Origin of the sequence: Ruminiclostridium sufflavum DSM 19573, assembly GCF_003208175.1 — a bacterium.
GTDB lineage: Bacteria > Bacillota > Clostridia > Acetivibrionales > DSM-1351 > Ruminiclostridium > Ruminiclostridium sufflavum.
The window spans coordinates 22,979-35,064 of record NZ_QKMR01000005.1; the positions used below are offsets into that span (position 1 = coordinate 22,979).

The 12,086-nt window shown below is 39.4% G+C and carries 11 protein-coding genes; 9 read left to right on the forward strand and 2 right to left on the reverse strand.

Annotated features, from left to right (window positions below; genetic code table 11):
- The first annotated feature begins 5 nt into the window (after window positions 1-5).
- The 6 genes from LY28_RS05235 to LY28_RS05260 are packed head-to-tail and all read left to right on the forward strand — an operon-like array spanning window position 6 to window position 6,026.
- Complete coding sequence (locus LY28_RS05235) at window positions 6-941, forward strand: nucleotidyltransferase family protein (protein ID WP_110461135.1); 936 nt, start codon at window positions 6-8, stop codon at window positions 939-941.
- Window positions 931-2,043, forward strand: coding sequence for a phosphotransferase enzyme family protein (locus LY28_RS05240; RefSeq protein WP_110461136.1), 1,113 nt, complete (start codon window positions 931-933; stop codon window positions 2,041-2,043). Before LY28_RS05235 ends, LY28_RS05240 begins: the two co-directional genes overlap by 11 nt.
- A 1-nt stretch (window position 2,044) precedes the next feature.
- Window positions 2,045-3,082, forward strand: coding sequence for an SIS domain-containing protein (locus LY28_RS05245; RefSeq protein ID WP_110461137.1), 1,038 nt, complete (start codon window positions 2,045-2,047; stop codon window positions 3,080-3,082).
- Window positions 3,083-3,107: 25 nt separating this feature from the next.
- Window positions 3,108-4,505: an ROK family protein gene (locus LY28_RS05250; RefSeq protein WP_110461138.1), complete on the forward strand. Its 1,398-nt coding sequence runs from the start codon at window positions 3,108-3,110 to the stop codon at window positions 4,503-4,505.
- 19 nt (window positions 4,506-4,524) lie between these two features.
- Window positions 4,525-5,376, forward strand: coding sequence for a PIG-L deacetylase family protein (locus LY28_RS05255; RefSeq protein ID WP_110461139.1), 852 nt, complete (start codon window positions 4,525-4,527; stop codon window positions 5,374-5,376).
- A gap of 23 nt (window positions 5,377-5,399) precedes the next feature.
- Entirely contained in the window at window positions 5,400-6,026 is a 627-nt protein-coding gene (locus LY28_RS05260; RefSeq protein WP_165835501.1) for a carbohydrate-binding family 9-like protein, read from the forward strand.
- An 8-nt stretch (window positions 6,027-6,034) separates the two neighbouring features.
- On the opposite strand, the gene LY28_RS05265 is transcribed toward LY28_RS05260, so the two are convergent.
- Complete coding sequence (locus LY28_RS05265; RefSeq protein ID WP_110461141.1) at window positions 6,035-7,717, reverse strand: sensor histidine kinase; 1,683 nt, start codon at window positions 7,715-7,717, stop codon at window positions 6,035-6,037.
- Window positions 7,714-8,472: a response regulator transcription factor gene (locus LY28_RS05270; protein WP_110461142.1), complete on the reverse strand. Its 759-nt coding sequence runs from the start codon at window positions 8,470-8,472 to the stop codon at window positions 7,714-7,716. Before LY28_RS05270 ends, LY28_RS05265 begins: the two co-directional genes overlap by 4 nt.
- A gap of 341 nt (window positions 8,473-8,813) precedes the next feature.
- Here LY28_RS05270 and LY28_RS05275 point away from each other — a divergent pair, with 341 nt between their 5' ends.
- From LY28_RS05275 to LY28_RS05285, 3 genes are all read left to right on the forward strand, one after another.
- Window positions 8,814-10,184 (forward strand): ABC transporter substrate-binding protein, encoded by a 1,371-nt coding sequence (locus tag LY28_RS05275; RefSeq protein WP_110461143.1) that lies wholly within the window; start codon window positions 8,814-8,816, stop codon window positions 10,182-10,184.
- Between the two features lie 142 nt (window positions 10,185-10,326).
- Window positions 10,327-11,235, forward strand: a complete 909-nt coding sequence (locus LY28_RS05280) for a carbohydrate ABC transporter permease (RefSeq protein ID WP_110461144.1) — start codon at window positions 10,327-10,329, stop codon at window positions 11,233-11,235.
- Window positions 11,232-12,074, forward strand: coding sequence for a carbohydrate ABC transporter permease (locus LY28_RS05285; RefSeq protein WP_110461145.1), 843 nt, complete (start codon window positions 11,232-11,234; stop codon window positions 12,072-12,074). The genes LY28_RS05280 and LY28_RS05285 overlap by 4 nt, the downstream gene beginning before the upstream one ends.
- Window positions 12,075-12,086 lie beyond the last annotated feature (12 nt).

Sequence of the window (12,086 nt, forward strand, 5' to 3'; positions counted from 1 at the left end):
GTGCTATGACAAAACCGATACTCGTTGTAATGGCGGCTGGAATGGGAAGCAGGTATGGCGGTTTAAAACAGATAGACCCCGTTGGACCGAATGGAGAAATTATAATGGATTATTCTATTTATGATGCACTTAAAGCCGGCTTCGGAAAAATTGTATTTGTCATAAAAGAAGATTTTCAGGAGGTTTTCAGGGAGAGAATAGGATATAGAATTGAAAAGCTGGCAGACACCGCGTATGTATTCCAAAAAATCGATGATATTCCGGAAGGGATTCAGGTGCCTGAAGGCAGAGTAAAGCCATGGGGAACAGGACATGCGGTTTTAAGCTGCCGGAGGGCTGTGGATGCTCCCTTTGCTGTTATCAATGCGGATGACTTTTATGGTGCGGCAACGTTTAAGCTGCTTCACGATTATTTGATTTCCGAAGCTGCTGATGCTCAAGGAATGTACAGGTACAGTATGGCAGGCTTTATTCTTGAGAACACGCTGTCTGAACATGGACATGTGGCACGTGGAGTATGTAAGGTAGATTCAGAGGGCTATCTTGAGGAAATACACGAAAGAACGAATATAAAAAAACTTGGGGACAAGGTTAAATATTCCGAGGACGGACAAAATTGGTCTGAAATTTCTAAAAGCAGTATTGTTTCGATGAATACCTGGGGGTTTACTCCTAGTATTTTCGGAGAGCTTGAAGCGAGGTTCAATTCCTTTTTCCGTAATAGCAGCAGCAATCTGCTGAAAGCCGAGTACTTTCTGCCCGAGGTGGTTGACAGCCTTATTTCAGAAAAAAAGGCTAGAGTAAAGGTACTGCCGTCAGAGGATAAATGGTACGGGGTCACATATCAGGATGACAAGCCTTTAGTTAAAAATGCCATATGCAATTTTATTAAGCAGGGAGTATATCCTGATAAATTATGGGAGGGAATCAATGAGTACTAATAATAAATACGATTTCAGCAGTATTGCAAAAAGCTTTTCTTTTGGAGGCAGCTTTGTTAAAAGCCAGCCATACGGTTTTGGACATATTAATGACACGTATGAGGCATATTTTGAAATGCAGGACGGAAAAATGAAACGCTTCATTCTGCAAAGGATAAACAATAATGTATTCAAGAATCCGGAAAAGCTTATGGAAAACATTCAGTCGGTAACCGCCTTTTTACGTAAAAAGATAATTGAGGCAGGAGGAGATCCGGACAGAGAGACCCTCAACCTGATTCCGGCTGTTGACGGGAAAAGCTTCTATAAAAGTGACGAGGATAATTATTGGAGGGCATATGTTTTTATAGAGGGCGCTCAGACATACCAAGTTGTTGAGAAGCCTGACCATTTTTACAATGCGGGCAGGGCCTTCGGAAAGTTCCAGAAATTATTGAGTGATTATCCTGCGGAATCTTTATTTGAAACTATTCAGAATTTCCATAACACAAAGGTGAGGTTTGAGACCTTTATTAACGCGGTGGAGAAAGATGTTATGAATCGCGCCAAGGATGTGAGGGCAGAAATTGATTTTGCGTTAAAGAGGTACAACGAAGCGGTTCTGCTTGTCAATATGCTGGAAAGGGGAGAATTACCTCTTCGTGTAACTCATAATGACACAAAATTTAATAATGTTATGATAGATGATGAATCAGGAGAGGGAATCTGCGTAATAGACCTTGACACTGTCATGCCGGGTTTATCCTTGTATGATTTCGGAGATGCCATACGTTTTGGAACTAATCCGGCAGCAGAGGACGAAAAGGACTTATCAAAGGTTTGGATGGACCTTGCTCTTTTTGAACAATTTACAAAGGGCTTTCTCAGTGCCGCAGGAGACAGCCTTACAAAGGCGGAGCTGCTGCATTTGCCGCATTCAGCCAAAATTATGACATATGAATGCGGAATAAGATTTTTGACGGATTTTCTTTCCGGTGATACCTATTTTAAAATCCATAGGGAGGGACATAATCTTGACCGTGCCAGAACCCAGTTTAAGCTTGTTGCGGACATGGAACAGAAATTTGAGCAGATGCAGAAAATAATAAACGGAGGTATTTGATATGACGCACATGTGGAGTGAGATACTTGAACAGCCTGAGGTGTTAAAAAGATGTATTGAAAGTAATGAGAAAACAATATTAAGCATCGTTGAAGCTATTAAAGCAAGAAATATCGATTCTGTTGTAATTGCTGCCAGAGGTACTTCCGATTATGCCGGAACCTATGCAAAATATATAATAGAGTCTGTAATAGGTATTCCTGTTGCACTGGCAGCTCCTTCGATTTATACTGTATACGGCAAAAAGCTGAAGCTGGGCAACAGCTTGGTAATAGGCATTTCCCAATCAGGGAAGGCGGCTGATGTGCTGGAGGTAATAAAGGGAGCCAATGAGAGCAAAGCACTGACCTTGTCAATAACTAACGACAGGGAATCCCCCTTGGCAAGGCAGGCTCAATATCACCTGTTCTGTGATGCGGGAGTTGAAAAGAGTGTTGCTGCCACAAAGACCTTTACCAGTGAAATGATGCTTGCTGCACAGCTGGTAGCCCAATGGTCTGAAGATGGGCAGATTAAAAATCAATTATCCGGGGTTCCGGTTAATTTGTCAAAGGTCTTTGAGCAGGAAAAGGATATTATTAACAAGGTACAGAGGTACCGCTTTATCAGCGAATGCTTTGTTCTTTCAAGAGGTATAAATTATCCCGTGGCACTTGAGACAGCCCTGAAATTTCAGGAAACCTGTTATGTGAGAGCGAGGGCATATGCTACGTCGGACTTCTATCACGGCCCCTTTGCTATGCTTGACAAGGATATGCTTGCGGTTATCTATGCTCCAAACGGGCCATCTCAGAAGGATGAGATAGAAATGATAAACAAGATTAAGGAAAGCGGTGCCGAGGTATTGATTGTATCCAATAATAAGGAGCTGCTGGAATCGGGAAATTGTACCTTTGAAATACCTCAGACGGATAATGATATGATATCTCCGTTTTATAATGTGGTTATAGCACAAATGCTTGCATGCAGGCTATCTCTTTGCAAGGGCCTTAATCCTGATGCGCCCCGCGGGCTGAATAAGGTCACAATAACAAAATAATATCTCGTAAGAAGGAGGTTTATTTATGCTTAAGCTCGAAGTCAAACCTAAGGTTACTACTGTACTTGATAAGGATTTTATGCCTATTTCGCTTATAAACAGGGCTTTTCGCGATAGCTTAAAAAAGCTCGGGAAAAGTGTGGCTGTAAAAATAGCTTTAGAAAGAGAAGGGGGCTTGATTTCTTCATACAGTACTGAGGTTTTCCCTGAAAACAGCGGAATGGATGAAGAAAATCTTTTATATATTGAGCGTATTGTAAAAACACTTTTATGGGCACGCGGGGGCTGGAAGCTGACAATCGGAGGTCCTGAGAGCATAGGAAAATATATTTCAGGAATGTATTCTCAGGGCGGAGGGAGAGAATTTGATGCAAAATTCATGGGACGCGTATACGAAAAGGAGTTTACAGTAGTAATTGCAGATTTAAGAGAGGTTCCCGGGGCAAATGAAGCTGCAAAAGCCATAGGCCGTCATTTGAAGGGCTGCAGAATAGGTCTGGATTTAGGAGGAAGCCGTAAAAAGATTTCGGCGGTAATTGACGGGAAGGTTGTATTTACAGATGATGTTTTATGGCAGCCGAAAGCACAGAGTAACCCTGATTACCATTATGAAGAGATACTAAATATTATAAAAACCGCTGCGGCGCATTTGCCGAGGCTTGACGGATTAGGAATAAGCTCTGCCGGTATAATTGTAAATAATAGGGCTATGATTTCATCGCTTTTTATTAAGGTGCCGGAGGATGTATTTAATGCTAAGGTAAAGGGAATATTCAAGAATATTGATAAAGCCTTAGGAGGCATTCCCTTCGAGGTAGCCAATGACGGCGATGTTACCGCACTTGCAGGTGCTATGGGGATGAAGGCCTCAAATGTTCTTGGAGTATCAATGGGAACAAGTCAGGCAGGCGGCTATGTTGACGGAAGGGGTAATATAACAGGCTGGCTTAACGAACTGGCATTTGTCCCGATAGATTATAATCCTCGGGCTATGGTTGATGAATGGTCAGGAGATTATGGCTGCGGGGTCAAGTACCTGTCACAGGATGCGGTTGTCAAGCTGGCTCCGGCTGCAGGGATAGACTTTTCTTCGGGCCTTGAGCCGTCTGAAAAGCTTAGGCTGGTTCAGGAGCTTCTTCAAAAGGGAGACAGCCGTGCCATACAGATATTTGAAGCAATAGGCTGCTATCTTGGATATGCTGTGGCACATTACCAGGACTTTTATGATATCAATTACGCTTTTGTCCTTGGAGGTGTGACGGCGGACGAAGGCGGCAGAATTATACTTGAAAAAGCCTCGGAAGTACTTGCTGAGGATTTTCCGGATCTGGCATATAAAATTAACTTTACTGTCCCCGAGGATTCTTTCAGAAAGCTTGGACAGTCTATAACGGCAGCCAGTCTGCCTGAAATAAGTATGTAGAAAATGGAGGAATTGATATATGAATTTTAATAAAAACGATGCCGAATTATTTATACCTGACGGAAGGCCTGCTGCCGATGCATTAGGGAGAACTACATGTATGGCTGTTGCCGCACATCATGATGATATTGAAATAATGGCTTATCACGGTATTGCACAATGCTTCGGAAGAGAAGATGAGTGGTTTTGCGGAGTTGTTGTGACAAATGGTGCCGGCAGTCCGAGAAATGGGCTATATGAAAAGTATACAGACGAAGAAATGCAAAAGGTCAGAAAGCTTGAACAGAAGAAAGCAGCCTATGTGGGCGAATACGGCTCTATGGCACTTCTCGGCTACACCAGCAGTGAGGCAAAGGATTCTGCAAACAACGAGGTACTGGAAGAAATCAAGGAATTGATTAAGGAAGCATCCCCAAAGGTTGTTTATACACATAACCTTGCAGATAAGCATGATACGCATGTGGCGGTTGCCATAAGGGTTATAGGTGCAATCAGGCAGCTTCCCCCGGAGCTTAGGCCTCAGAAGGTTTATGGCTGCGAGGTGTGGAGAAGCCTTGACTGGGTTAATGACGAAGAGAAGCTTTTATTTGATGTGTCGGCTCACACTAATATAGCGGCCGCACTTACCGGCGTCCATGATTCTCAAATATGCGGCGGAAAGAGATACGATCTTGCGACAGAGGGAAGAAGACTTGCCAATGCTACATATTCAGAATCGCATGGAACTGACGGCTCATCCGCTTTAAGCTGCGCTATGGATTTAACGCCGCTAATCAAGGAGGACTCCCTTGATATAAGTAAATATATTCAAGACTATATAGAACGTTTTAAAAATGATGTTGCAGAAAAAATCAGAGCATTTAGCTCTTAATGGCTAAAGAGGGAGCAGCTAAGATGATATATTATTGCAGAAAAATTGAAGAGGATTTGTTTCTTGATGGAAATGCTGACAAGCAGCAATGGAAGACAGCCAAAGAAATCCGGCTTGTTGACAACAGTACCGGCGGTAAGCCGCAGCAAGCCGCAACAGCAAAATTATTATGGAATGATAGAAACCTGTATGTCTGCTTCAAATGCACAGATAATTATATTAATGCCACAATGACAGGCTATAATGACAGATTATACGAAGAAGAGGTTGCGGAGGTTTTCATAGATGACAACAGAGACATGAAAACCTATATAGAGCTTGAGGTAAATCCATTGAATGCTTTACTGCATTATAGCATACACAATGATCTTAAAGGGAATATAATTGGTTATGGAAGAGTGGACAAAAATATTAAGTCAGCTGTCTTATGCGACAAATTAAAGGGTATATGGAGTGCAGAGCTTGAAATACCCTTTTCAGAATTTATAACAGCTGAAAATATTCCGCCTGAAAAGGGTGACAGGTGGCTGGCCAACTTTTACAGAATTGACAGGCCAAAGGATAAGAAGGCGGAATATACGGCATGGTCTCCTACAGGACAGGACAACTTCCACCGGCCTGAAAAATTCGGTGAATTAATTTTTGATTAAATTTCCGGTCAGGTCTGATATTTTAATGTAAAAATTACAGTTGTATTGCGATCCTTGCTCTCAATTTCCAAGCCATATTCATTCCCTTCATAGAGCTTAATCTTGTTATTGATATTAGTGAGTCCGATATTTAGAACGTCATTAGTTTTCATGTTGATTTGATTATCTTCAAGAGATTTTTTTATGTCTGCCAGTTTTTCATAAGGAATACCTATTCCATTGTCAAGTATATATAATTTCAGAGTATCTCCAAATCTTACCGCCTTTATATTAATGGTGCCATAGCCGTCAATTTTCTCCAAGCCGTGGAAAACAGAGTTTTCGATAATGGGCTGTAAAATCATTTTTGGAATTTTACAGCTTTGCAGGGAGTCATCTACGAATATTTGATAATGGATTTTTGTTTGAAACCGGACGGAAATCATATAAAGATATTTATCAATAATATCCAGTTCGTCTTTTAGAGTTACATAATTGTCTCCCTTTATTGAATAACGGAACAGATCAGCCATATTTGTACAAATATTTGCAAGCTCCTTTACACCATGAATCAGGGAGATTCCTCTCATACATTGCAGCATGTTGAATAGAAAGTGGGGATTGATTTGACTCTGGTATGCATACAGCTGTGTTTCCTTTTTGGATATTTCCATTTCATAAAGCTTTGCCTGTGATTCTATATTCTTTTTGTTTAAGGAGGATATTTTATCCAGCAGTTCATTTATATGAGCCCCTATTGATCCTATTTCATTTCTTGCGGTATGCTTTATGCGGGCATCCTCAAAATTAATGCTTTTAATTTGCTTATTCAGTCTGTTAACCGGCTTTATTATTGTCTTGTCCACTGCAATAAAGATATAGAACAGGAATACAAGGTAGAAAATACCTGTAAATATCGAAAAGCTTTCAAAGGTTGTCGACTTGTTATCTATCAGATTTGTCTGCGGTGTGCCTATTAAAACAAGATTTGTGCTGGGGATTTTAGATACAGCCTGATTACTGCTATCTGTACCTGATAATTTCAAGTCAAAATTTGAGGTGTTGGATATTAGCACCTTATCGGCATTTATATCAACAAGCTCTATAAATATGTTTTTTGAAGAATTAATAAGCTGGGACACAGTTCTGAAGGATGAGACCATTACCACATACCCTAACTGCTTCCTGTAATTTGCCGTTATTTTTGTGGCAAATATCGGAGTGAAATGTATCAGGTAGGTATTATTTGAGTTTATATCATAATAAGCTGTATATACGCTATTTACACCTGAATTGTTTTGAATGTAGGATTTAATATAATGCTCAAGATTCAGGGATATATAACCGAAAAGGCTGGCTGTGCTTTCTGAGCTGCACAAAAGGATATCAACCAGATTTGAGTTATATATTTTTGAGAGAGAGATCATATCACTTAAATTTTTCTTTGCTTTATTTTTTTCAGTTTCAGATTTTGAAGAAAGAAGCATCTGAGCATATTGGCTGTTTGCAAAAATAGAGGCACCTTTAGACATATTTTCAGATTGTATGGAGAGACTTATTTTAATATTATTCAGGGTGGCTTCACAGTATGTTTCCTGATCTTCAATACGGTTCTTCTGTATCTGATTCAAAATAAAAAAGTTGGCAAAGGTTATGAAGAGCACAGGAATAATCATAATTACAGCAAATTGCTTAAATATTGACTGCCTCATGTCTGATTCTCCTTGAAATTTTTTCTGTAATCCTTAGGTGAAAGCTTGCTATATTTCTTAAATACCTTGCTGAAATAAAAGTAATCATGAAAGCCTACCAGAGAGGATATCTTATCCAGGGAATATGAAGAGCTTTCCAAAAGCTTTTTAGCCTCAGTCACTCTGATACCGGTCAAATATTGCGAAAAGGTGGTATTTTTATATTTGGTGAATAAAGAGCAGCAATAATTGGGATTAAGATAAAACTTATCCGCAAGACTTTTTAGTGTCAGGGTTTTAGAAAAATGAGTATTTATATAATTTATCATCTGGTCAAAATTATCGATATTTACTTCGACGGCGGTGCTATTATCTGTAAGGCCGTTATTTTCCTGATTATATTTATCCAGATGCTCTTTTGCCAATTTCAAGGTTTCATAGGTTTCTTTGGGGTTCAGGGGCTTCAGGCAATAGCCGGTTGCTCCGAACTGTATAGCCTTCTTAGCGTATTCAAATTCTCCATAGCCGCTTATAATAATAATTTCACTGGCTATGTTCTGCTCTCTGATTTTTTGCATTAACTCTATCCCGGTCATATTTGGCATACGTATATCGGTAATTATCAAATCGGGTTTTTGAGTAACTATATGAAGCAACGCAGTCTTAGGGTCTTTAAAGGAGTCAGTTATTCGGAAGCCAAGCTCCTCCATCGGCCAGGTCTGTTCAATATCAATAATAGTCCAGGGTTCGTCATCAATAATTATTGCTGAATACATACTGCCTCCAAATGAATTTTATAGTTGAAAAATTAATTATAAGATAGTTTTTTAAAAATTGGATAATTATATATATAAATAGTTTAGCAGAAAGCTTCAATAATTTAAAGTGTATTTTGTTTACATAAAATAAATTTATTGGTTTAGCTTTAAGAATGAAGGTATAAGTGCTTTAAACTATATTCTTATTATATTTGTATACTTTGACTAAAAAAATGTAAAATTCTCATATAATTTTTGTAGAATAATAGATTCTCTGAGAATATTCTATACTTTTTAATCGCAGTTGAATATAAAATAAATTCATAGAATAAATAATATAGTAAATGGAGGTTACAACAATGAAAAAAAGGTTATTAGCATTATGCATGACAATGACTATGGTTGTTGGTATGTTGGCAGGCTGCGGAGGCTCAGGGACAAGTTCTGATTCCGGGTCCACTGACACCAAGACAGCACAGACAGCAAATTCAGGTGAAAAGATTACACTCTCTTTTTCTACATCTGTGTATGTTGAAGAACCCCATCAGAAGGCAATTGACGGATTGATTGCCGCTTATACAAAAGAAAATCCGAATATTAATATTGAAATCTTTGGCGCCGGCTATGACGGTTACTGGGATAATATTACAACTGAAATTCTGGCAGGTAATGAAAGTGATATGATACAGGTTTATCCTGAAAATATTTCCACATATAATGTCATTCGTCCGGAGGGTGTATTTGTGGATTTAACAAGCTATATGGAAAAATCAGGCTTGAAGGACAAGCTGGTAGGACAGGAATTCTGTACGGTGGATGGCAAGGTATTGGCTATTTCAGACTATGCATGGGGAACGACAGGGATATTTTATAGAAAATCCTTGCTGCAAAAAGCCGGTATTGATGCTGACACAATAAAAACTCAAGAGGATTTCAGAAACGCTTGCCTGAAATTTACAGGTGACGGTAAGTATGCTATGGGTGTTGTTTCAGGAACACATGCTTTTACAGTAAGTGAATGGAACAGGTTAATTGCCAGACCGGTATCCGGAGGTTTGTATTTCCCAAATGGGGAAACAGGGCCTTATACAGCTGATAATGTCAATGTTAATTCAAAAGAAAATGTTTGGGCGGCTCAATGGTGGCAGAACCTTATTGTTAAGGACAAGGCAGTAAAGCTGGTCACAGATAAGAAGGATTCCCGTGAAATGTTCTGGAACGGGGATGTCCCCTTCAATATGGACGGCCCGTGGTTCGTTGGTATGACAAAATCAAGAGATACATCACTGTTGGATGATATCGGCATAATACCTCAATTTGACATAGTATATGAAGGAAAAAATTATAAGCCGAATCCGACTAATTATCCTTTGGTAACAATGATAAGCAAAAACTGCAAGCATCCTGAAGAGGCTTGGAAATTCCTGGAATGGATGGCATCGGAGGACGCACAGAAAATTATTGCCGATTGCGGTATGATTCCAAGTAATCTGGACTATTCGACAAGTGATGAATATATCAAAAACTATTCCCTTGAATATGGCATTGTTGATTTTATGAAGAATAATTATACTAATTTAGTTGCTGACCCCAATATTCCTCAGCTGGGTGAAATATCCCAAATCATGCTGGATGCAGGACAGGCTATGTTCTCAGAACAGGCGGCAGATCCTCAGACAAAGCTGGATGAAGCTGCAAAAGCAATTAAAGACGTCATGTCGAGAAAGTAAGCAAATAGCCTGAGTCGGTGCGGTTGTAAGAGCTTTATATATAACCGCACCTGCATTTCAGGTGTAGTAAGGCTTAGAGGGGATAGGTGATATCAGATAACATAAGTATTATATTATATTAAATTGACAATCGAGGTTTCTTATGAAAAATATTAACAAGAAGAAGAAAAAAAAGAAGGATTATGCACCGTATTTTTTTATAGCCCCCTTAGTGATAATAATGTTTGTTTTCTTGGCCATACCTATTATCAAGGCCGCAATTATGAGCTTTCAATATTGGTATATAGCAAAACCGTCTGCTGACGGAAATTATTTTTTGGGATTCGACAATTACAGCAAGGTTCTGACTGACAAATATTTTTTCAATTCTGTTAAGGTAACAGTATTTTATACGGTTGTTACGGTGACTGCAAGATTTATTTTAGGCTTTTTAGCGGCTTTGCTATTGAATCATGCTTTTAAAGGAAGAGGTCTGGCAAGATCCTTGCTGATTATTCCATGGGCAGTGCCGGAGGTAGTAGCCTGCCTGGTCTGGATTCTTATGTACGATAGGGATTATGGTATTATAAACTTTTTATTAAATAATGCAAATATTTTATCACAGAATATAGCATATCTACAGGATGTTAACGTAGCCTTGCCTGCGGCAATGGTGGTAAATATATGGAAGGGCTTCCCCTTTGTCGCGATTATGCTGCTGGCCGGAATGCAAAGCATTTCTAAGGATTTATTTGAAGCAGCTGATATGGATGGCGCCAATTCCCTGCACAAGATAAGACATGTAATAATTCCGTCCATAAAGCCGGTCTCAATGATAGTTTTCCTGCTCCTGATAATATGGACTATTAAGGATTACGCAATAGCTTATGTTTTAACAAAAGGCGGGCCCTCCAGAGCAACTGAGATATTAACGATTTATGTTCAGCAAAATGCGTTCAAGTACTTTGATTTTGGCAAGGCATCTGCCGCAGGTATGATTATGCTGGTATTTTCATTAATTTTTACCTTTATATATTTCAAAGCTTTAAAAGGAGGTGAGCAGGAAGTATGAAAAAATCAAAAATACCGCATATATTAATTATTGCCGCAACAATATTATTATGCGCAGTTACACTATTTCCTTTCGTCTGGATGATTTCAACTTCTTTCAAGCCTGCCAATGAGGTATACAGCTATCCGCCCACCTTTGTACCGGTAGAAGCGTCAATCAGCGGGTATATCGAAATTTTGACAAAAAATTCTTCAAGCTTTAATTTTATTAAGTGGACTGCAAACAGTGCGGTTATTGCAGTATTCACCACAATATTCGCCATGCTTATAGCATCACTGGGAGGCTATGGCCTTTCAAGATTCAAATTTAAATGTAAGGGTGCTTTAACTTATACAATTCTCACTTCACAGGTATTACCCGGCTCACTTCTTATCGTACCCCTTTACATTATAATGAGTAATCTGAAATTGCTTGATACTCATTTGGGACTTATTTTAGCATATGCCACCTTTTCAGTTCCGTTTTGCACATGGATGATGAAGGGCTTCTTTGATACTATTCCCGCAAGCATAGACGAAGCGGCAATGGTAGACGGAGCAAACAGATTCGGGTTATTTACCACAATAATCATACCGCTGACAGCTCCGGGGCTGGTGGCGACAGGCTTGTTCTCATTTATCACAGGCTGGAATGAATACCTGTTTGCAAGCGTTTTTATGAAAAATTATAAGAACTGGACATTACCGGTGGGAATTGCCAGCTTTCAGGGACAGTACACTACAAATTGGGCAACTATTATGGCAGGCTCCGTATTAATTACCTTACCTGTCGTAGTTTTATTCTTATTATTACAAAAGCATCTGGTCAGCGGAATGACGGCCGGTGCTGTAAAACAATAAATCAGGAGGGAT

Excerpts from the sequence above, each read along its gene's own strand:
- LY28_RS05235 (WP_110461135.1), top strand. The coding sequence starts at position 6 with ATGACAAAACCGATACTCGTTGTAATGGCGGCTGGAATGGGAAGCAGG.
- LY28_RS05270 (WP_110461142.1), bottom strand. The coding sequence starts at position 8,472 with ATGTATTCAGCAATAATTATTGATGACGAACCCTGGACTATTATTGAT.
- LY28_RS05245 (WP_110461137.1), top strand. The coding sequence starts at position 2,045 with ATGACGCACATGTGGAGTGAGATACTTGAACAGCCTGAGGTGTTAAAA.
- LY28_RS05250 (WP_110461138.1), top strand. The coding sequence starts at position 3,108 with ATGCTTAAGCTCGAAGTCAAACCTAAGGTTACTACTGTACTTGATAAG.
- LY28_RS05285 (WP_110461145.1), top strand. The coding sequence starts at position 11,232 with ATGAAAAAATCAAAAATACCGCATATATTAATTATTGCCGCAACAATA.
- LY28_RS05275 (WP_110461143.1), top strand. The coding sequence starts at position 8,814 with ATGAAAAAAAGGTTATTAGCATTATGCATGACAATGACTATGGTTGTT.
- LY28_RS05240 (WP_110461136.1), top strand. The coding sequence starts at position 931 with ATGAGTACTAATAATAAATACGATTTCAGCAGTATTGCAAAAAGCTTT.
- LY28_RS05280 (WP_110461144.1), top strand. The coding sequence starts at position 10,327 with ATGAAAAATATTAACAAGAAGAAGAAAAAAAAGAAGGATTATGCACCG.
- LY28_RS05260 (WP_165835501.1), top strand. The coding sequence starts at position 5,400 with ATGATATATTATTGCAGAAAAATTGAAGAGGATTTGTTTCTTGATGGA.
- LY28_RS05265 (WP_110461141.1), bottom strand. The coding sequence starts at position 7,717 with ATGAGGCAGTCAATATTTAAGCAATTTGCTGTAATTATGATTATTCCT.
- LY28_RS05255 (WP_110461139.1), top strand. The coding sequence starts at position 4,525 with ATGAATTTTAATAAAAACGATGCCGAATTATTTATACCTGACGGAAGG.